Here is a 20,451-nt window from a genome sequence, read left to right as displayed (position 1 = left end):
CGTACATTAAGATTTTGAAACAGGCACTTTAGATGGAGAATTAATCCTGATGCCCCTTATCAATTGATTAAGATATGATCTTCTTCTGTTTCATCTTACCTGTTATAGTAGCATCGTGTTAAATATTTTTCGGAGGTTCTACAGCTTTATTGTGCCGCTTGTCACCTCCTCTGTTTTTCCTTGCTTAATAATCTGTCTATTCCCTGTAATACTTGCTCCTAAGGAATTTGGCATACTTCATAAAGAAACATTTGTTAATTCATTTTTTTGTCTAAATTTGAATTAATAAAACTTAGACAAAATGAATTATTCCATTTCTGATCTTGAGCAATTGTCAGGTGTTTCCGTCCATAATATCCGCATTTGGGAAAGGAGGTACCAGGCATTTACGCCTTCAAGAACGGCAGGGAATACGCGCTTTTATGATGATGACCAACTAAAGAAATTATTGAGCATAGCTGGACTTTACCACGCTGGCTACAAAATTTCTAAAGCCTGCGCGTTAAGCCGGGAGGAAATGAACAAACTACTCAAGAATGAAATAGATAAAACGCGGCCCGCGCAACATCAGCATGAGTATTTCATTTCTCAGATCATCAGCAATACATTAATTTTTCATGAATATGCGGTAAATGAACTTATAACCAAATCATTCGAGCAGAATGGAGTTTTAGGAACATATAAATTCGTGATATACCCCATGTTAGTACGTGCCGGTTTAATGTGGCTAAACAATTCGCTTTGTCCATCACAGGAGCATTTTCTTTCGTCCATTATCAGGCAAAAGCTATTTTCAGCAATCAATGATTGTTTAGAGCAACAGCAAAATAGCAAACCGTTATGGCTGCTATTTTTACCGGAAGACGAAGATCATGATATTGGCCTCCTCCTTGCAAGCTATATGTTGCGGACTGCCGGCCATCGGGTGATTTATTTAGGGCCGCAGGTGCCCATGTCGGCTTTAAACCATGCGCTTGAAAGTACGCAACCTCACAACCTTCTTTTTTTTATGACGCGTGTAAGGCCAATTGCTAATGCACAGGCATATATTGACCAGCTCGCGTCTACTTTCAAATCTGTTAAAATATACTTATCTGGCAACAAGCAAGTTATAAATAGCGTTCACTTCCCAAAAAATGTGTATTGGTTGGAAACGCTTCCGGATTTTGAACAAATAATCGCGCCGGTTATATGAGCAAAAAGGAACGAAAAAGGTACGCGATACCAGGCACTGACATTGCGGGATTAAGCGCCGCGGCGTACCTCTTTTTTGCAGGTGTTCCGCCAGCCAACGTTTCCGGTAATGTTTCAATACATCAATTATTAAACTCTGTGAAAAACCTAATCGATGAAAGAAAAATTTGACCGCCTTTCTGCGGAATGTAGTAAACTGGCAACGCGCAGGTACAGTACCAGCTTTTTTCTGGGCATCAATTTTCTTGATAAAGAATTGCATCAGCCTATTTATGCTATCTATGGCTTTGTCAGGCTTACTGACGAAATCGTAGACAGCTTTCATAATTATGACAAGCGTGAATTACTAAATAAACTTAGAAAGGATTGCTTTGAAGCGATAGAACTGGGTATCAGCCTGAATCCCATCCTTAACGCTTTCCAGGAAACAGTCAATAAATACCATATAGATCACCAATTGATTAACCAATTTCTGCATAGTATGGAAATGGACCTGGACGATCAGCATTATGACCAACAAAAATTTGAAGAATATATCCTTGGATCTGCAGAAGTGGTTGGCCTGATGTGCTTGTATGTGTTCACAAACGGCAATAAGGAACGTTACGAAGCTCTTAAGCCGGGAGCCATGCGCTTAGGTGCGGCCTTTCAAAAGGTTAATTTCCTGAGAGATATAGGTGCGGACTACCTTCAGCTCAACAGAAGCTACTTTCCGGGGATTGACCTTAAGCATTTTTCCGAAACCGATAAAAAAAAGATAGAACAAGAAATTGAAAAAGACTTCAATGAAGCGTTGAAAGACATCCGAAGACTGCCAAAATCTTCCCGCCGGGGCGTCTATCTGGCTTACCAATATTATCGCGAGTTGTTTAAAAAAATTAAGCTTGCGAGCGCCTGCGTGGTTTTTTCGAAAAGATTCAGAATTTCTAATGGCAGCAAACTTATATTGATATTCGATACTTTGCTTAAACACCAACTCAATTACCTTTAAAAACCGTTTTTCAGATATCCAATTTTTCAAAAATGTGCCTTATAACGTTATCAAGATTGCCTGCCGGAGCAATCAATAGCTCACCGAACTCTCAAATTCCGTTTGACGGTCATCAGCGTCCTTTATTAGTCCGATAATGCCCATGATATTGGAAAGATGACGGCGAACTTCATGCGAATGAATGAACGCGAGTTCTTCGCTTCTTGCTTTAAACACCAGTTGATCATAATAACGCTTCTTTCTTATCGCGCCATCAATAGTCATCAGCCATACGGTGAATATTTTCGATGAGCGGTTTGAGGTTGCTCCGCTCAAGATGATCAAACCCATTACGCATCACTGATTTCTTTTCAGGATCTTTTTCAATCCAGGCGCCCAATTTTAGCATAAGCCTGTCTTTCCACGACAGTCCGGAAACGACACACCTGCCGGGCAGGAAAAATATTTCGGCAACATCTTTGATCTTAGTACCAAGATTATTTTTTATTATCTCCAGCTGTTGCGTCATGTCATTAACTGCGAAGCTGCAAACAATAAAAATGAAAAGCTTTTTGTCCTTTAGCCTGATGTCATTTTCCTTTAACCAATCGCGTAGTACCAGCCGGCCGATATAAACTGAACTGCCTATAATAATGGTATCATAAAGGGCTAAAACTGCAGGTGTTACATTCTCTACTTTTGATACCGGCATCTGCAATGTTTCTCCAAGCCAATGCGCATACTGCCTGGTTGCACCATATTTGCCCTGATAAATAATAATTCCGTTCATAGCGGTAATTTGATTTGGTTATACAAGTTACCGAACCGGAGCTAATGCAAAAATGACAATGGTCACCCCTGAACCGTCAATTACATCAAAGCCGACAATAGCGTCAGTCGATTCTTAACCCGAAACGAGATACAACAAGCTTTTATGAGTACCGCTCCCCTCTTATACATGACGAGAATCAATGATCTTGCTGACAGAAATCACAGCATAGTATATTGCGTAATTTAAATCATTAAATTGAAGTGTCCAAATCCCGTGCTAATACAATGTATAACACAAAGCTATTGCAGCTGCCCCCATGGCAGCAAAACTGCTCCAAAGCATCAATTTGGAAATAAACTTGCTATTATACTCCCCCATGATTTTGGGGTTAGAGGAGATCCTGGCAATCAGGAACAATAGTGGTACCGCTGCTATCCCATTTAATACCGCCGCATAAACTAATGCCTTAACTGGATCGATGCCAATATAATTGATTAGTAATCCAATTAAAGTGGCAACGCATATGACGGCATAAAAAGAGCGCGCCTTTTTCAATTTTAAATTAAGCCCTGCCTTCCAGTTAAAGGCCTCACAAGCGGCATATCCTACCGAGCCTGAAAGTACCGGGATAGCCAATAAACCAAGGCCTATAATGCCGGTAGAAAAAATTAATTTGGCTAAAAATCCGGCGTTAGGAAAGGTATGCACCAGCGGCTCTATCGCCCTTGCCGCATCAGACGCACTTTTTATGTCAGTTACACCGCTATTGTGCAAAACGGTTGCAGCAACTATAATAATACTCCAGGCAGTGAATTCTGAAAATATCATGCCGATAGTATTATCAATACGCATTTTTTTTATTTGCATCCAACCGGGCCTGGGTTTATGCCGCGAAGTCCTCTCCTTTTCTTTCTGCTCCTCCACTTCCTGTGAGGCCTCCCAAAAAAACATATATGGAGAAATTGTGGTTCCCAAAACCCCCGTTATGATAAATAGAAAACTAAAATTTAACTCAAAATGAGGTATAACAGTTGCTTTCAGAACGGTAAGCCACGGCTGGTGTACAATAAACAAAGTTATTGGATATGCCAATAAAGTTACTGCAAGCCATTTTAGTATCCTGGCGTAAGAATGATAAGAAGTAAAAACCTCCAGAACAAGGGTCAACAATGTAAAAAACAAGGTTAATGCAACAAACGGGGCTGGGATAAGTAATTGGGCCGCAGCTGCCATAGCTCCTATATCGGCCCCGATATTGATTGTATTGGCCACTAATACGAGCCCGACAACTGCATATAAAACAGTTTTGCTGTAATGTTCCTTAATTACAGCTGATAGGCCTTTACCTGCTACCATGCCGATACGTGCGCAAGCTTCCTGAACGGCAATCATAAAAGGTAACATATATAACGCTGTCCACAGCTGATTGTAGCCAAACTGTGTGCCTGTTTGCGAATAAGTAGCTATACCAGAGGGGTCATCATCAGCGGCACCTGTGGTAAGGCCCGGGCCTAAAATTGAAAAAAATCTCAAAAAGCGGTTCTTTTGTTTCTTAACCTGTTGATTACCTTTCATGGTTTTGAATATCAGAAAATTATATTATTCCCGTACACTAAATGATGAATTTTCTGATCACCTACTATGTGTTGACGCAGGTAGTAGTGGCCGCTTATAAGTTAAAGGTTCAAAATTTGATTTAACAATTTTTGCGCAAAACGAAGCTTATCTTATGCTCGTATTGCGTTGAAGCTTGCCGTAAATAGCCAATTCAAGGCTTGTGTCCATATTATAGATATCCTCAAACCTGATTAATTCACCTTTTTTTATGTCACATGTCAGGTAAGTGATTTTTATAGGAACAGGTTTATTGAGCACGAAATTGTGTGTCTTTGATTTTTTAAGAATTTTAAACAATTTGTCGCTTTGCTCTGAAGCGTCATATTTGAGCAATAACGCGGCGAGCCCGGCAGCATTATCTAACCAGATACAACCATTGCTTAAATCACGTTTATCTTTTTCAAACAGCTTTTGATCAGCAATTTGATTTAAGTATATGTTGTACACATTTTGAAAATGAAAAACCAGCGATCCCAGGGTGTTATCGCAGCCGGGCGCCTGTTTAGCATAATAGCCCTGTGGCGAAGTCAATATGCTCTTAAGTTGGGCGTTAGTGATATCTTTTAATTGACCAGCCTTATTATAAATACTGATCTGAAGCCGGTCAAGGAATAAACTATCAGCTATTGCTTTCGGGAGGATGTCGCGGATAAATATCCGGTCAGGAACAAGCCAGTCTGGAAAAGAAGTAAAATAGGTGATTTGGCTCTGCAAAGTCGGACTGGGGGTTTGTGGCGTTCCGACAATAGCTTTAAATACCACCAGCGTATCCGGCAAATGAAATGTCAGCTCGTAGGTAGGGATATTAATTTGTATATATTTTTCCCGATCATCAACGTTTGCCCACCTGATTCTTTCCATGTTGACGGCGATTTTCATTACATCATCTCCTGGGGTTCCATAGCAATCGTCCGGAGCTTGTCCCCTGATTATGTGCAGCATTTCCTGAAAAGCAGTATAGAGTTTTGCATTAGGTTGTACTCCCAAAACAGCTTTCGTAAACTCCTGCGAATGTATAATGTCCCGCAGTTTAGCTTCTGCATGAAATGGTACATCCATGCCATGGTCTACCCTGTCGGATCCGTAGTCAGGATTGAGCTTTCCATAATGCAAATAGTTCAGCATGGTAATGACAGCATCTGTAAGCAAAACATCAAACTGTGCCTTTAAGGAGTCACTAACCGAACCTGGATTTTCCAAAATATCGCGGAGCATATCAAACTGAAGCTCTTTAGGATGAAAATCATCATGCGATAATCCGTATTGTAACACACAATCTAAAAGCACCATTGCATTCCCGGTGTTTTGACGCGATTGCGGGTTAGTCCATACCGGAAGGTAATTGTTTTGGCGATAAAACCGGGTAACGCTTTGTGGGTAATGTAATTGTTGCGACGTAGCAGCGCTTTTGAGCTGTTCGTTAATTGCGTTATTGGTAATCCCCTTCTTTTCCTGGGCAAATACATTAACCAGAAAAAACGAACTGAAAGTGAATAACAAAAGAACCAACTTTTTCATTGCAATATTTTGTGAGTATCCAAATCTTCTTCAGTGCGGCCCATGGCTACATTGATATTGTGTAAAGTTTTGAATAACACCCAGCAAAAAGAATGACACACATCAAATAACTTGTTGATGCAGATCATAAAATTGCCTGCCACCAAATTGGCGTGAGCACCGTCACTATTCATCCTGATATTTATCAAACTTAAAGTACTTAAGACTGATGACATTAGCAATATGAAAATTGTTAGGAGCTTTAGTATTACTGATAATATAACAAACCATCAGATAAATATTGTAAAAGCGATAATTACTGCATCCACGTTTCTGTTCAGCTTTTCCTGTCAATTAAAAAGCGATAAAATAAGGCCGGTAGTTGCTTCCATATCAGAGTCTGTATATGCCTCCGGCATAATTAAAAGCAGGGATCAATATCAAGCTTTTGCTTCAGTTAGCGGCATCATTCAAGAACAATTTGTAACTGAAGGCCAATATGTTACTGCTGGCACTCCTTTAATATCTATTAAAAAAGAAAATCAAAAGCTAAATGTTGAAAACGCGATGATATCGGCTTCATTTGCCGACTTCAAACTAAATAAAGATAAACTGGCCGCAGCGGCAATCGCGGTTGATCAGGCCCGGTACAGGATGCTGAACGACTCGGTAATGTTGGTCAGGCAAAAAGAACTGTGGGGTCAGCAGATCGGTACGAAAGTACAGCTTGAGGAAAGGGAATTAGCTGTAGTCAATTCAAAAACAGCCTTACAAACAGCCATAATTAATTTCACAGAATTGAAAAGGCAATTGCATTATAACGCCGCGCAAAGCATAAATAACCTCAGTATTAACAAACAACAGGAAAGTGACTTTACCGTTAAAAGCAACATAGACGGAGTAGTATATAACCTTTACAAAAATCCGGGCGAAACTGTTAGTCCGCAAACACCGCTGGCCCTCATCGGCAAAGCCAACCGTTTCTTGCTTGAATTACAAGTGGACGAATATGATATCGTTAAGGTAAATCCGGGGCTTACCGTTTTTGTTACGATGGATAGTTACAGAGGCAAGGTATTTGAAGCCAGAGTGACCAAAATATATCCGGAAATGAACGAACACACCAAAACATTTCGCGTTGAAGCTATTTTTACTACCCCGCCGCTAAAATTATATCCTAACACTACTTTGGAAGCAAATATAATTATCCAAACCCGGAAAAAGGCTTTGCTTATCCCCAGAAGCTACTTGCTCAACGATTCCGTTGTGATAAGAAGCGACGGCGAAAAACTTAAAATAAAAACAGGTCTTAGTGATTACCTGCAAGTTGAAGTAATTTCTGGTCTCCAGTTAAATGATGAACTAATAAAACCGATACCATGAATTTTAAGCTGACCTGGAACATTGCGGTAGCTTTATTATTAGCTCACTTAAGACAGACGATTGTTGCCGCAACCGGTGTAACTTTTAGCATAACAATGTTTATTGCCCTATTGAGTTTTATGGGTGGCTTAAACAAGCTTTTAGATGGGCTGGTAATAAACCGCACTCCTCATATCAGATTGTATAATGAGATTGCAGCTGCACGGCATCAACCAGTGGACCTTACCAACGCATATCGTCACAGTTACAACTTTGTAAGCTCCGTCAAGCCGCAGAACAAGCGCCTGGGCATTTACAATAGCAAGGCTATAATGAAGGCTATCGCAGTCGATCCACGCGTGCAGGGACTATCACCGCTAATTACCGCGCAAATATTCTACAATACGGGACAGGTTAATATCACCGGCCTTATTAACGGCATTGATCCGAATATGGAAAATGAACTTTTTTTATTTGGGGACTATATTATAGCGGGCAAATTCATTGACCTGAAAAATACACCCAACAGTATTATTTTAGGAAAAGGCATTGCAAAAAAAATGATAGTCCATCTCGGGGATATCATTCACGTAACCCCGGCTAATGGAAACCAGGTGCCTTTAAAAGTAGTAGGAATTTATCAATCCGGTCTTGAAGAGATTGACAACAAGCAAAGTTATACCTCTATCGCAACAACTCAAAAATTACTTGACGAATCAAACAATTATATCACAGACATCCAGGTCAAATTAAAAAACATCAGCGAAGCACCGAAAATTGCAGCTTATTACAGGCAGGTATTTAATATAGATGCGATGGATATTCAAACGGCCAATTCACAATTTGATACCGGTAGCTTTATCCGCTCGCTGATATCTTACACAGTTGGGGTAACTTTACTGATTGTAGCAGGTTTTGGGATATATAACATTCTGAATATGATGATTTATGAAAAGCTCGATTCAATCGCAATATTAAAAGCCACAGGATTTTCAGGCAAAGATGTCAGTCGCATATTTAGTACAATTGCATTAGGCATAGGTATTTTTGGCGGCCTGGCAGGGCTGATTCTGGGTTTCATCTTATCTGTTATCATAAACCACATCCCATTTAATACAACCGCGCTTCCAACAATTAAAACCTATCCCATTGATTTCAATATAGGTTTTTATTTTATCGCTGGTCTGTTCTCTTTTCTAACCACCTATTTTGCGGGATATTTTCCCTCTAAAAAAGCAAGTAAAATAGATCCTGTGATCATTATAAGAGGGAAATAACATGGACTCAATAATATTAGAAGCTTTAAACATCTCAAAAACCTTTTATGAACCCAAAGCGGTAAAAGTATTGAGGGATGTTAATTTTTCGCTTCATAAAGGCGAATTCGCCTCAATTATGGGAAAATCAGGCTGCGGCAAATCAACACTATTATATATCCTTTCAACCATGGACACTGATTATGAAGGAGACCTGAGGATTGATCATATCAGTATGAAACAAAAGAACGAACCGGAGCTGGCCTCGGTAAGAAACGAGAAAATAGGCTTCGTATTTCAGTTCCATTACCTGTTAAATGAATTCTCTGTACTCCGAAATGTGATGCTCCCAGGCCTGAGGCTTGGGAAATACAGCGCAGAGGAAACTGAACACCGGGCTTTTGAAAAATTAAAAGTATTAGGCATTGAAACGGAAGCAAAAAAAAAGCCGAATCAATTATCTGGCGGGCAAAAGCAAAGGGTAGCCATTGCACGGGCATTGATCAATGATCCGCTAATCATCATGGCTGATGAGCCAACCGGTAATTTGGATAAAAAAAATACTGAAATCGTTTTTAACATTTTTAACGAATTGATTACCAATTATCAACAGACGATACTTGTAGTTACACATGATAGTGAATTCGCGCGTAAGACCCAAAGAATTATTGAAATGGAAGACGGAACCATCATAAACTAATTGAAAAAACAGCAACCGCATCGGCATGTAAGAATGCTTCTCAGCGGAGTCTCATCATCCAAGGTTTTCTTGCTTTTATCCGGGCTTTTCCTGGTTTTGTCGAACGATCTGCCAGGTCATTTTGTCAATCAACGAATTGGGCCACCCTGAAATTATTTCACAGTTACAGCTATTATAATCATAGTGATCTATTGGCAAAAACAGGTTTACATTAAGAGGCCGTATCAAAATAAATTGATACGGCCTCGCTGTTTAACAATTATTATTTAATAACCGGGATTTTGCACCAGTTCGGGCGAATTCCTGTCAATTTCGGGTTGCGGAATCGGCCAAAAGTCATAGTTATCGGCATACTTGGTTTTCACAGTGGGGAATAAAGGATTTTGCACAAAGCCGTTCAGCTTCTGCGTAGCAATTCCCCATCTCCTCAAATCAAAATAACGGATCCCCTCCAGGGCAAATTCAACCCTTCTTTCATGACGCACTTTCTCTCTAAACTGGGCCTGTGATAGGCCGGCAGCCAGGTCGGGCATATTAACCCTTTTCCTAACCAGGTTAATTGCGTTGTAAGCGCTTGCATCCGGGCCTACTGCCTCGTTTTGTGCTTCAGCATACATCAGTAATACATCTGCATAACGCAATAAAACAAAGTCATTATCACCCTTTACTCCATAGTCAGGGTCTACAAGTGTTGGATCAAGCCATTTTTTTACAGCATAGTAACCTACTATCCATGAATCCTTTCCGGGCTGGGCCACGGCATATGATCCTGTAAATGGCCACCCCTGCGCTTTGGTATCACCTGGAAAAAACAGGGTCATCCGCATGCGTGGATCGCGATTATCAAACGGTTTTCCTTTTACATAAACGGCAGATGAGCTTGTGTCCTTACCGTCGGCAGCTTCATATTCGTTAACCAAATCCTGGGTCGCTAATTCTCCTTTCCAGCGCTGTAAGGGCACACTTATACCATTATCCTGGTGCGAGAGATTTGGCAGTTGGTATTTAACCGAAAACATGATTTCAGGGCTGCTGTTTTGCGCAGGTTTATAAAAATTTGAAGGATAAGAGGGGTTTAAAGAAAATTTTCCACCTGTAATAATGGTGTTGGCCAAAGCGGCGGCCTCAGCGTATTTTTTCTCAAATAACAATGCCCTTACCTTGTAACCCTGGGCTGTAGCTTTAACAGCATGTCCGTTACCATAGGCAACATCCGGTAAGCCGGCTATCGCCAGGTCAAGGTCAGCCTCTACTTGTTTCAAAACATCGGCCCTGGTAGATTTGGCCATGTGTTTTTTATAATCCAGCGTAAAAGGATCGGCCGTGGTAATGATCACATTTCCGTATAATATAGCAAGCCAGTAATAATTAAAGGCACGCAAAAAATAGGCTTCTGCTTTATATTGTTTAAGCTTATCGCCGGTAAGTACTTTATCTACGTTTGCCAAAAAATAGTTAATGGAGGCTATAGCAGTATAATTATTAACGTAATAGGAAGACTGATAAAGATTATAAGTATCAAAAACGCCGGGAGATAAACCAGATGACAGTGCACTGGTACCGCCACCATAGTTATATTGCCCGTAAGAATTGTCACTAAAATTATCCCATGCAACCACCTCATATTGCGATGTGGAATAGCTCCCTCCCTGTGCATATAAGAAATTGTAACAACCTGTTAATGCCAGGTCGGCATCACTTTCTGACTTCCAAAAATTTTGAGTAGAAAGTTTATCCGGTGGATTGAGGTCAAGGGAACTTTTCTTACAGGATACCAGTATGACTACCACCGTCATCAGTATGTATATATACTTATTATAAAGTTTCATAATCGTTTTCTTTAATAATTTTAAAGTTTAATGGAAGCTCCAAAGGTTATCGTTCTGTTTTGCGGATAAGTAACGTAGGTTCCGTCCCCTACCCGTTCAGGATCAAGGCCCGGATACTTACTTATAGTAAATACGTTGTCAGCCGCTACAAAAACCCTCAGCGATTTTATCGACACCTTTTTTAGCACAGGTAAGGCGAAATTATAGCCCAGCTGTAAGCTTTTAAGACGAACGAACGAGGCATCCTTTAAGAAATAAGTAGAAGGATAATTTTGAACGGCAGCATAACCATCTGCCACATAAATCTTGGGCATTGTATTGGTATGGTTGGTTGGAGTCCAACGATTTAGCCAATCTGTTGTTGGCACAGAACCTTGCCTGAAAGGCTCAATTCCCCAGCCATTAACATAAGCCTTTTGGCCCTGGGAGCCATATAGCTGAGCGCTGAAATCAAACCCCTTATAAGCAGCGCCTATATTGGCCGAATATTGATATGAAGGGAATCTGCCGCTCACATAAGTTCTGTCATTGGCATCTATTTTACCGTCGCCGTTAACATCTTTTATCTTGAGGTCGCCGGGAGTAGGTGTAACCGGCTGTTTAGGCGAATTGTCAATCTCCTGCTGACTTTGGAATATCCCGTCCCACACATACATGTAGTAAGCATCCAGTTCATGTCCCTCTTGCCTGATGGTGTGGTCGCTGATATCTTTCGATCCATACCTTTCAAGCTTGTTTTTGTAGGTTTGAAGATTTACCCCTATCGAATAGGAAAAATCCCTGCCAATCCTGTCGTTGTATTGAAGAGCAAATTCGAAACCTTTATTACGAAGCGCCCCGTCATTGATTGTAGGCGCGTTCAAACCAATATAGAATGGCACCTGCGAGCTTCTCAAAATATCAAAAGTATATTTATTGAAATAATCGGCCGACAAAACAAGTTTGTTATTTAAAATGGTCATATCAAGGCCGATATCTCCAACCCGCGTGGTTTCCCAGGTCAGGCTCGGATCAACCAGCGTATTGGCGACGAAACCTGAAGAAACAGAGCCTCCAAAGCCATAATTGGCACCCGACAGAGTTGATTGATAAGGATAAGTTCCGATATTCTGATTACCCAACTGCCCCCATGAACCCCGGATTTTAAGATCGTTTAACCACAAAACATCCTTCAGGAAATTCTCTTTGGAAATTCGCCAGCCACCGGAGAATGAATAGAAAGTACCATACCTTGAGTTTGAAGGCAAACGGGAGGTTCCATCGTATCTGATGTTAGCGCCCAGTAAATATTTATCTGCATAATCATAATTGGCACTGCCATAAAATGAGCTGATCGCCCATGCGGATGATGTGCCGTTATTGGTTTGCCCGTCAGAAGGCCCGGCATTCAGTTCCCGCAGGTAGTTTGTTACATACTGGGTGCGGGACGCGTTGATGTTACTGGCATTATTTTTTTCCCGCTGATAACCGGCAAATGCCGAAAAATTGTGAAGCCCAAGGCTCTTTTTATACGTCAGCTGGCTATAATATACCGTATAAATATTGTCTGAATTGCCCACATTTAAACCCGGCGACCCATCATCAAGGTTGCCCGCAGGAGACATATCACTATAATAATATGTAGGAATTACCGGCCTGAAATCATTGAATTTATAATAGCCATAATTAAACCCTCCTTTGTTTTCCCAACGCAAACCTTTAAAAAGATCGATATCCAGGGATAGGTTGCCCTGTAAATAATAATCATTACCCCGTGTTCTGATATCCTCGCCTACAATAGCTGCGGGATTTTTATTACCCTGCTCGTTGGAGTATGCTTTTTTTATCCATCTGCCATCTGAACTTTGGGCAGGATATAATGGTGATTGGGCCAATGCCGAAAGAAACTGATCACTTGCACCATTTTCAGGGGTCAGTTTTCTGCCGTACCGCATCTGGATATCCGAACCAAAAGTGATCCGTTTATTTAGCTTTGAGTTTAAACCCAGCGAAAACGTATATTTCGAATAGTCAAATCCCCGCATCACGCCAGGCTGGTTTGTAATACCGACGCCAACACTATACGTTGTACTATCTTTACCCCCGCTCATGTTCAGATAATGGTTTTGGGTATAAGCTGTTCGAAAAATAACATTCAACCAGTTATGATTTGGGTATTTTACCCTATCGGTAGCGTTTTGGTACAGATCTATCTGGGCCTGCGTATACAGGGGTGCGAGCGAGGAGTTTGTTCGTGCCTCATTTGACAATTGCATGTACGTTGCCGAATTGGTGATTATATCAGGGAGTTTGGTAGCCTTGGAGATCCCCAGATTATACGTATACTGGATAGCCAGGCTACCGGCCTTGCCTCTTTTGGTTTTTACCACAATAACACCGTTAGCACCGCGGGAACCATAAATGGCGGCCGAAGAAGCATCTTTTAATACAGATATTGATTCAATGTCGTTAGCATTCAACACATCAAGACTTCCCGGAAGCCCATCAACAATAATTAATGGATTGGATCCTGCGCCGCTGAAGGTACCAACGCCTCTTATGGTTAATTGAACATTTTCATTTCCTGGCTCTCCGGAACCCTGAACAACCTGTAACCCGGGCAGCTTACCCTGCAGTAAGGTTGTGGGTGACGTAGCGACCCTTTTATTAAGCTCATCTCCAGAAACGGTAACTACTGCACTGGTCAATTTATGCCTGCTCTGCGTACTGTAACCAACAACAACAACCTCGTTAAGGGCCTTGTTATCTTCCTGCAATTGAATATTGACAACTTTTTGGCCATTTATCGCTACTTCACGGGTTACGTAGCCTAAATAACTGACAATTAACGTCGCGTTATAATCGGGTGCATTTATCGTATAATTACCCTGGCTATCGGTTGCTACTGCCGCAGTTGTTCCCTTTACCTTAATGGTAACCCCAGGTAACCCTGCCCCCAGGGCATCAGTAACCTTTCCGGTAATCTTCACGTCCGCTACATCCGGTTCGTCGGTTTTATTTTCACTATTTTCGGAACCGGTGTCGGCAGAGGTTCGCAGTTTTTTGAGGATAATTTGATTATTAACTATTTCAAATCCAATACCATTAGCAAGAAAAACCTGCTCCAATATCGTTTTTAAATCTTTCTGCCCTCCGGCAGTGGTCACTTTTCTTTGATTATTTAAGGTTTCTTTGAAGTATACAAACTTAACGCCCGCTTTTTTTGAAAGCATATTAAGAAAAGACTTCATATCCATATCAACAGCGGCGATATCAACTTTGCGGTCCAGGACTCCCTGTGCGCGCGTGGTGCCGGCTACCGATACACCTGCAAATATGATGGCCAACAAAATCTGGCAACAGGATAACTTCATAATTTTATACCAGTTGATCGATATTAGTAAATTAATATTCATACATTAGTGTGTTTTATTTGGTAAAAAAATGAGACAAAAACGCCCCCGCACCTCTACGAAAGGTGTGTAATGCTACACGGCAGGGGCCCGAAGAAAGCGTGGTCACGACACGCTTTCTTCATTTACATAAGTGGTGTTTGCTGAGGTTAATCTTTCTTCATAATTTAACTTTAGGGTTAATAATAATTGGTTAATTGGTTGTTATGGCTCTCTGTAACACAAACTTCTTCCCATCGGTTACATAGCTAACGTTGAGGAGTTTTTCAAGTACTTCCATTATTTCGGGCAGGCTTTGATTGCTAAAGTCAGCCTGTAATTTGGCTTCTGCAAGATCGTGATCCCCGTCGGGCAACATAATTATCACATCAAATTGCTGTTGAAGTACACGAACTGCTTCTCTAAGGGACACATCATTAAATGAAAGGCTGGTTTTTCCCCAAATTTTCAATACCGAGTGCTTCTCTACAAGGCTAACTTCAAGTTTATCAGTCTTTTTTGCTGTTACCTGCCAAACTGCCTTTTGCTGAGGATGGAGCATAACATCTGCAACGTCTTTCTTTCGATTAGCTATCGCGACAGATACTTTTCCGGTAACTACTGCTACTTCGGCGCGAAGCGCATGTTCATTATCCTTTACACTAAAACTGGTTCCCCAAACTTTAGTTGACATGTGTGCTGTGCGAACAATAAACGGATGTGCGTGATCTTTTTTCACGTCAAAAAACGACTCGCCGGTAAGCGAAACAGTCCGGAACTGACGATTAAATGAGTGATCGTACGTAACTACTGTCCCCGGGTTGAGCCAGGCCGTACTACCATCGGGCAACGTTACTTTTTTTATCTTTTGTCCTGTATTTACAATCCTGATATTATCATTATTAACCGTTGATTTATTTGCCACCGGTTGTTTGTACCATAAAAGGCCAATTGTAATAAAAATCAAAATGCTGGCTGCTATTGCACCGGCCCAATAATAATTAAACTTCTTTACGGGAGGTTCGGACAAGCGTATTTTCTCGCGTATTCCCAATATCAACCGGTCCTGTAAGGCCTGTTTAGCCTCCGGCGAAAGCTGATCATATGCATCCGGTTCATTTTCCGGCGCATTAAACCACGTGAGTACTGTGGCCTCTTCGTCAGTATTACATTTCCCTGCAAGGTATTTCTCAATAAGTTCCGGTGTAATAGGTTGCATGGTTTTAAAATTGTCCTTTTAATAACCAAGACAGTTAAAACCTATGTAGCACCCAAAAGAATTTTATTTTTATTTAAAAAAAGTTTTAAGATAGAGCAAGGAGTATATAATAGCAATTGTAAACAACTGGTGGAGGGATAATCGCAAAAATCTGAGTGCCCGGTTCATATGATTTTCTACCGTTTTTTCGGTAATACCCAGCTCGGCGGCAATCTGCTTATTAGATTTGTATTGTTTCCGGCTGAGTTCGTAAACAGTTCTGCATTTTTCGGGGAGTAAATGAAGATTCCGGTCAACCTCCTGCCCAATTTCTTTAACTATCAGAATTTCCTCAGGGGCGGTTTGCGGAACAGGCGCCGCTAAACGCAAAATTTCAGTGGCCCTATCACGAAGCATTTGCTTTTGAATATGATTCAACACTAAATTTCGTAACGCAACATACAGGTATCCACTCAGGGTTGCCGTTATATACAATTGCCCGCGTTTAATCCATAAATTCACAAACAGGTCCTGCACCAGTTCTTCTGCTATTTCTGCTTCGCGGCACCGTTTTAGTGCAAATGAATATAAAGCCCCGTGATAACGGTGAAAAATTTCTGTAAATGCTGCATGGTCAGAAAAATTTAACCGCTCAACCAACTCCTCATCGGTTAATGTTTTCCAATTGTTCATGCTTAAACTAAATTTAAAATTGGTTCTCGGTGCTAAGAACGCACTGGCAGTCAAATCTAAAATAGTATTTTAATTTTTCATTAACATAATCCGACTTTCTTATGTACGAATCAGGCATTTTATTAAGCCCTTTATGCAATTTTACTTTTATTAAATTGTTGATTGACTTGTAAAAAAGATTTTGGTTGCCCCTCTTCACCAATTTTGTTTGCATTCCTACTATTCGACTATGATAGCAAAATGCAGCCTGTATACCGGCAGATCTTTTATTGATCTGCCAGTAATAATACAACTCGCTGGTGTTGTGGCCTGATACGGTATAAACTGCCATTGGCGCCTTTTTCCAGGGTGCCCTGCTGCATAGCAAGCCGGTAGGTATGGCCATCAAATTCATACAGGGCGCTATTGCCTGTCAATTGTTTAAACGGGGTTTTAGCGCCTTCCGCGATGCACAAGTCCAGGAACCAGTCGCCGGCAGGACGGTTCTTCGCAGTGATGGTTAGGGATTTCTCGCTCATATTGATTTCGAAAGAACCTTTACCAACAGGCCATGAAGCATGGGCCGTCGTCTTATTCAGATTTGTGAACACAGGATCTCCTCCCTGAACCGGCACTTCCCCGCCCCCATCATTCATCATCAGGCGAAAACCCTCGGGTTTGCCGCGCTTTCCCCATTGAAAACCATCTGCCACCGGGAGCGTGTAAAAGAAACTTTGATTAACGGTAGTAACGTTATTCAGGTATTTATCCGGCACGGTTTCGTTAAACAGGTGGATATCGGTTATCCGCAACGTTCCATTTTCCCAAAGCAGGTTGGTCCTGTAGAACCTGCTGTTATACCAAACGGTTTTTTTATCGCTGTTTGCCAGGTCCCTGCTTACCGTAAAGGTTGTCGCCGGGGTTACCTTGTAGGTACGTTTAAACCATTCGCCCGACTGTGCCATGGTTTCTACGCGAACCTTGCCCTGTTTGCGGAGACGGGCAATAACCGGCATCTGCCATTCCAGCCCTTTTTTCATGGCATCCCAGGTGAATGAGTTTTCCTGCCCAGCCTGCGTATAATTGTAACCGAGCGAGGAATCATTGGCAAAAGTTTGCAAAAACCAGTTGATCCACTGTTCATTTCCGCCCGCATGAGGGTAAACAGGCTCAAGTGTGGTTACCGAGCTGCCATCGGCATATTGCCGTATAGGGTCGCTGCCCAGCATCCTGAATACGGGCACGGGTAACTGCTTATCCGCATGCTGGGCAGGCATATAAGCGTTTAAACGGCTGGGGTAATATGCCTGGTTCCAGTAACCGCCCCAAAGGGTGAAACCATCGGTACCTACCTGGTCTTTACAGTTGGCAGAGGCAACAATCTTATATTTATCATACATGTAATTCAGCGAATGCGCATCGATGACCCATGAAGCGATGGATTTAGGATAATACCCGAATATGCTTTTAAAATCAGCAAAATAAACGTCGATGATCTTTTCGCGTTCGGCAGGCGTGTAACCCACAGAAAAACCGATATCTGAATGCCAGTCCCAGGCATATTTTCCCCGCCATTTGATCCCGGCTTTTTCAATCAGCGGTTGCGGCAGTTCCCACCATCCTCCAATCTCAAACTCGCCTTTCGGAAGTGTTTTCAGCAATTCCTGGTAACGCTTATCGATCAGGGCATCGTACTGTAACAAAAAAGTTCCGCCCAGGTGATATTGCTTCATCAGCGCAATCTGGTTCACCACGGTCTGGTACAGGACATCTTTGGTGATGTTCGCATCACGTGGTTCGATATCACGGATAAAATTGACAATATTAACGATTTTAGGCGCATTGCCTGGCTTTGTTTTTTGAGCGAATAAAGGCGTGGCAACGACCGCTGCCATTACCGCTAAAGTGAAGATCAAAAGAGTTTTAAATCTCATAGACGATAGTGCTTCTATTTTATTTTCCGGGAACAGGTATCGATAGCTTTGCGCGCGGATGATCAAGTATTCCGTTTGGCTGGTTTATGACGATTGTAACCGCTAAGTTATCATAATTCGATTTTTTCAAACAGCCTGCTAAGATATATAATGCGTATCCGTAACCGTCCCCAACTGTCTGCCGAAGCAAACCCCAGAAGTGTTCGGAAGATTTTTAATTCCCTCCACTGGGAGGGGGGCGGCTGGATTTCGTGGTGGCAGGGAGGGGTATATACGTCATTTCAGGCGAATAAGTCTGTGAATGAAACCCCTCCCTACACCCTCCCAGGGGAGGGAATCGCACAATCCTCGCTTTTTTTATTTCTTCCGAACACTTTTGGAGCAAACCCGGTCGATCAACCGCTGTCTTGCCTCGCGTATCTCACGAAATAAAACGACAACTATCAAAAACTCCGCAGATTTTGCCCCTCACTTGAACCGCGCAAAATAATACACTGTCCGGGTCAATTGCTTTCGGTTTGTAGTATAGATATAAGGCAAGGTAATTATCGATTCAGGCTTAAGCTTGATTTGATCGCTGTCAGTTCCCCTAAAAGGCGCGTTTCTTTTACCATATCTTCCAGGCCCAGCTCTTTGGCTATCCGTGCGATCTCCAGGTTGAGGGTGGCAATTTCCGTAGGGCGGTGTTCATTGATGTCCTGCAGGGTAGATATCAATTGTCCATCGGATGAGCGGCTGATGGCAAGCAAGGTCTCGGTTACCTCTTCCTCCGGAAGGGAGACGCCACAAACGTTAGCTACCTGGATACACTCTTTAATTATTCGTCTTCCGATTGCCAGCGCTTCATTATTACGGTGAAAAATACTGTTATCAATGTTCAGCAAAGGGCACACAGAGTTGAACACGCAGTTGACGATCACTTTTTTCCAGATCACTGCCTGGATGTTTAATTCTGGTTTAAAGGAAAATGCAGGGCTGTTTATTTCTGATACGACTGCTGCAAGACTTTCCTCATTGCTATTGATCGCCCCTACCGGGCAGGTTGCTACCGGTTTGAACCGTACCACGTTTTCGGAGGTAAACTGGCCCGTCACAAACAACACGCAACGATATAACTGCGTAAAACCAAGCATGATAAATGACTGCTCCACATTCAAACCATTCTGCAAAAGGACGACAGGATAATGGCCTCCCTTCAAAGCTAACTTCGCTGCTAACTCGCTATTGGCAAATGATTTGGCGGTGATGACAACGATACCATCAATCGTTTTTATTTGACTGAAAGTTTTTACATCAATGTTTTCACTTACTTCTGATCCGTCGGGCAAGTTAATCCTGATCCTTTCGGACGAGCCCGGCAAGCCATCAACAGTTCCACGGATCAACAGCACATTCTTACCGGCATGCTTTAATATAACCGCGAGTGTGCGGCCAATGACGCCCGCTCCGGCAATATATATCGTTTTCATATCTGTTGTGTTTCCAGGTTATCGCTTGCAATAAACCACGAGGGAGGCTTTAGCCAGGGCCGCTTTGTTAAGCAGATATCCTGATAACGCAGCCGGCGTGCCAGTTGCAATAACCAGTTTATCTGTATTCAACGCGTAAACCGTGATGATGTAGCGATGCGGTGCTTCTCCTTCACCAGGGCAGGGCCCCTGGTATCCGGCGGCGCCCGTGTCGTTAATGCTTTGCAAACTACCGGCCGGCGCCGCGCTGGCTTTTGGGTCACCTGCTCCACGTTTCAGTTCTGTAACAATCGGGGGGATATTGACAATCACCCAATGCCAAAACCCGCTCCCGGTGGGTGCATCAGCGTCATACATGGTAATCGCGAAGCTTTTTGTACCTGCAGGTGCATTTGACCAGCCGAGCTGCGGCGAATGATTTTGTCCGTTGCAGCCAAAATTGCCGGCTACAAATTCATTGGTAAACTGACCGCCAAGGTCTGCGCTTTTAAGGGTGAACGTCTGTGCAGATGAGCAGTAGTAACTGATTGCAAAGGCGCAAAAGAGGATGAATTTTTTCATGCCTCAAATATGCCTGCGTATTGCATAAGGTAATTGTTGCGGAAAGTTC

The 20,451-nt window shown here is 42.2% G+C and carries 15 protein-coding genes; 5 read left to right on the top strand and 10 right to left on the bottom strand.

Annotated features, from left to right (window positions below):
* The first annotated feature begins 301 nt into the window (after positions 1–301).
* The gene (locus ACEN82_RS09530; RefSeq protein WP_413320925.1) at positions 302–1,195 is read left to right on the top strand and encodes a MerR family transcriptional regulator; all 894 of its coding nucleotides are present in this window, start codon (positions 302–304) and stop codon (positions 1,193–1,195) included.
* 153 nt (positions 1,196–1,348) lie between these two features.
* The gene (locus tag ACEN82_RS09525) at positions 1,349–2,185 is read left to right on the top strand and encodes a phytoene/squalene synthase family protein (protein WP_413320926.1); all 837 of its coding nucleotides are present in this window, start codon (positions 1,349–1,351) and stop codon (positions 2,183–2,185) included.
* Positions 2,186–2,438: 253 nt separating this feature from the next.
* Here ACEN82_RS09525 and ACEN82_RS09520 read toward each other — a convergent pair whose 3' ends face one another.
* The 3 genes from ACEN82_RS09520 to ACEN82_RS09510 all read right to left on the bottom strand — a co-directional run bounded on the left by ACEN82_RS09520 (position 2,439) and on the right by ACEN82_RS09510 (position 6,071).
* Positions 2,439–2,954, bottom strand: a complete 516-nt coding sequence (locus tag ACEN82_RS09520) for a flavodoxin domain-containing protein (protein WP_495644107.1) — start codon at positions 2,952–2,954, stop codon at positions 2,439–2,441.
* A 258-nt stretch (positions 2,955–3,212) separates the two neighbouring features.
* Positions 3,213–4,511, bottom strand: a complete 1,299-nt coding sequence (locus tag ACEN82_RS09515; protein WP_495644106.1) for an Nramp family divalent metal transporter — start codon at positions 4,509–4,511, stop codon at positions 3,213–3,215.
* Between the two features lie 147 nt (positions 4,512–4,658).
* A complete protein-coding gene (locus tag ACEN82_RS09510) occupies positions 4,659–6,071 on the bottom strand; it encodes a L,D-transpeptidase scaffold domain-containing protein (RefSeq protein ID WP_413323091.1) in 1,413 nt (470 codons plus the stop codon).
* 222 nt (positions 6,072–6,293) lie between these two features.
* Here ACEN82_RS09510 and ACEN82_RS09505 point away from each other — a divergent pair, with 222 nt between their 5' ends.
* The 3 genes from ACEN82_RS09505 to ACEN82_RS09495 are packed head-to-tail and all read left to right on the top strand — an operon-like array spanning position 6,294 to position 9,368.
* A complete protein-coding gene (locus tag ACEN82_RS09505) occupies positions 6,294–7,433 on the top strand; it encodes an efflux RND transporter periplasmic adaptor subunit (RefSeq protein ID WP_413323092.1) in 1,140 nt (379 codons plus the stop codon).
* The gene (locus ACEN82_RS09500; RefSeq protein ID WP_413323093.1) at positions 7,430–8,689 is read left to right on the top strand and encodes an ABC transporter permease; all 1,260 of its coding nucleotides are present in this window, start codon (positions 7,430–7,432) and stop codon (positions 8,687–8,689) included. The genes ACEN82_RS09505 and ACEN82_RS09500 overlap by 4 nt, the downstream gene beginning before the upstream one ends.
* A gap of 1 nt (position 8,690) precedes the next feature.
* Complete coding sequence (locus tag ACEN82_RS09495) at positions 8,691–9,368, top strand: ABC transporter ATP-binding protein (RefSeq protein ID WP_413323094.1); 678 nt, start codon at positions 8,691–8,693, stop codon at positions 9,366–9,368.
* Positions 9,369–9,634: 266 nt separating this feature from the next.
* Here ACEN82_RS09495 and ACEN82_RS09490 read toward each other — a convergent pair whose 3' ends face one another.
* From ACEN82_RS09490 to ACEN82_RS09460, 7 genes are all read right to left on the bottom strand, one after another.
* Complete coding sequence (locus ACEN82_RS09490) at positions 9,635–11,197, bottom strand: RagB/SusD family nutrient uptake outer membrane protein (protein WP_413323095.1); 1,563 nt, start codon at positions 11,195–11,197, stop codon at positions 9,635–9,637.
* 20 nt (positions 11,198–11,217) lie between these two features.
* On the bottom strand, positions 11,218–14,550 hold the full coding sequence (locus tag ACEN82_RS09485; protein ID WP_495644105.1) for a TonB-dependent receptor: 3,333 nt from the start codon (positions 14,548–14,550) through the stop codon (positions 11,218–11,220).
* 232 nt (positions 14,551–14,782) lie between these two features.
* Positions 14,783–15,787, bottom strand: coding sequence for a FecR family protein (locus ACEN82_RS09480; RefSeq protein WP_495644104.1), 1,005 nt, complete (start codon positions 15,785–15,787; stop codon positions 14,783–14,785).
* Between the two features lie 69 nt (positions 15,788–15,856).
* Positions 15,857–16,459, bottom strand: a complete 603-nt coding sequence (locus ACEN82_RS09475; protein ID WP_413323147.1) for an RNA polymerase sigma-70 factor — start codon at positions 16,457–16,459, stop codon at positions 15,857–15,859.
* Positions 16,460–16,725: 266 nt separating this feature from the next.
* On the bottom strand, positions 16,726–18,372 hold the full coding sequence (locus tag ACEN82_RS09470) for a hypothetical protein (RefSeq protein WP_413323148.1): 1,647 nt from the start codon (positions 18,370–18,372) through the stop codon (positions 16,726–16,728).
* A 545-nt stretch (positions 18,373–18,917) separates the two neighbouring features.
* Positions 18,918–19,841: a ketopantoate reductase family protein gene (locus tag ACEN82_RS09465; RefSeq protein WP_413318581.1), complete on the bottom strand. Its 924-nt coding sequence runs from the start codon at positions 19,839–19,841 to the stop codon at positions 18,918–18,920.
* An 18-nt stretch (positions 19,842–19,859) separates the two neighbouring features.
* Positions 19,860–20,402 (bottom strand): YbhB/YbcL family Raf kinase inhibitor-like protein, encoded by a 543-nt coding sequence (locus tag ACEN82_RS09460; RefSeq protein ID WP_413318583.1) that lies wholly within the window; start codon positions 20,400–20,402, stop codon positions 19,860–19,862.
* Between the last annotated feature and the right edge of the window lie 49 nt (positions 20,403–20,451).

The sequence above is a fragment of the Mucilaginibacter sp. Mucisp73 genome, from assembly GCF_059491465.1.
The sequence above is the reverse complement of the archived record's forward strand: the minus strand, read 5'-3'. Positions and strand labels throughout refer to the sequence as shown.

Excerpts from the sequence above, each read along its gene's own strand:
- ACEN82_RS09530 (WP_413320925.1), top strand. The coding sequence starts at position 302 with ATGAATTATTCCATTTCTGATCTTGAGCAATTGTCAGGTGTTTCCGTC.
- ACEN82_RS09525 (WP_413320926.1), top strand. The coding sequence starts at position 1,349 with ATGAAAGAAAAATTTGACCGCCTTTCTGCGGAATGTAGTAAACTGGCA.
- ACEN82_RS09520 (WP_495644107.1), bottom strand. The coding sequence starts at position 2,954 with ATGAACGGAATTATTATTTATCAGGGCAAATATGGTGCAACCAGGCAG.
- ACEN82_RS09515 (WP_495644106.1), bottom strand. The coding sequence starts at position 4,511 with ATGAAAGGTAATCAACAGGTTAAGAAACAAAAGAACCGCTTTTTGAGA.
- ACEN82_RS09510 (WP_413323091.1), bottom strand. The coding sequence starts at position 6,071 with ATGAAAAAGTTGGTTCTTTTGTTATTCACTTTCAGTTCGTTTTTTCTG.
- ACEN82_RS09505 (WP_413323092.1), top strand. The coding sequence starts at position 6,294 with ATGAAAATTGTTAGGAGCTTTAGTATTACTGATAATATAACAAACCAT.
- ACEN82_RS09500 (WP_413323093.1), top strand. The coding sequence starts at position 7,430 with ATGAATTTTAAGCTGACCTGGAACATTGCGGTAGCTTTATTATTAGCT.
- ACEN82_RS09495 (WP_413323094.1), top strand. The coding sequence starts at position 8,691 with ATGGACTCAATAATATTAGAAGCTTTAAACATCTCAAAAACCTTTTAT.
- ACEN82_RS09490 (WP_413323095.1), bottom strand. The coding sequence starts at position 11,197 with ATGAAACTTTATAATAAGTATATATACATACTGATGACGGTGGTAGTC.
- ACEN82_RS09485 (WP_495644105.1), bottom strand. The coding sequence starts at position 14,550 with ATGAAGTTATCCTGTTGCCAGATTTTGTTGGCCATCATATTTGCAGGT.
- ACEN82_RS09480 (WP_495644104.1), bottom strand. The coding sequence starts at position 15,787 with ATGCAACCTATTACACCGGAACTTATTGAGAAATACCTTGCAGGGAAA.
- ACEN82_RS09475 (WP_413323147.1), bottom strand. The coding sequence starts at position 16,459 with ATGAACAATTGGAAAACATTAACCGATGAGGAGTTGGTTGAGCGGTTA.
- ACEN82_RS09470 (WP_413323148.1), bottom strand. The coding sequence starts at position 18,372 with ATGAGATTTAAAACTCTTTTGATCTTCACTTTAGCGGTAATGGCAGCG.
- ACEN82_RS09465 (WP_413318581.1), bottom strand. The coding sequence starts at position 19,841 with ATGAAAACGATATATATTGCCGGAGCGGGCGTCATTGGCCGCACACTC.
- ACEN82_RS09460 (WP_413318583.1), bottom strand. The coding sequence starts at position 20,402 with ATGAAAAAATTCATCCTCTTTTGCGCCTTTGCAATCAGTTACTACTGC.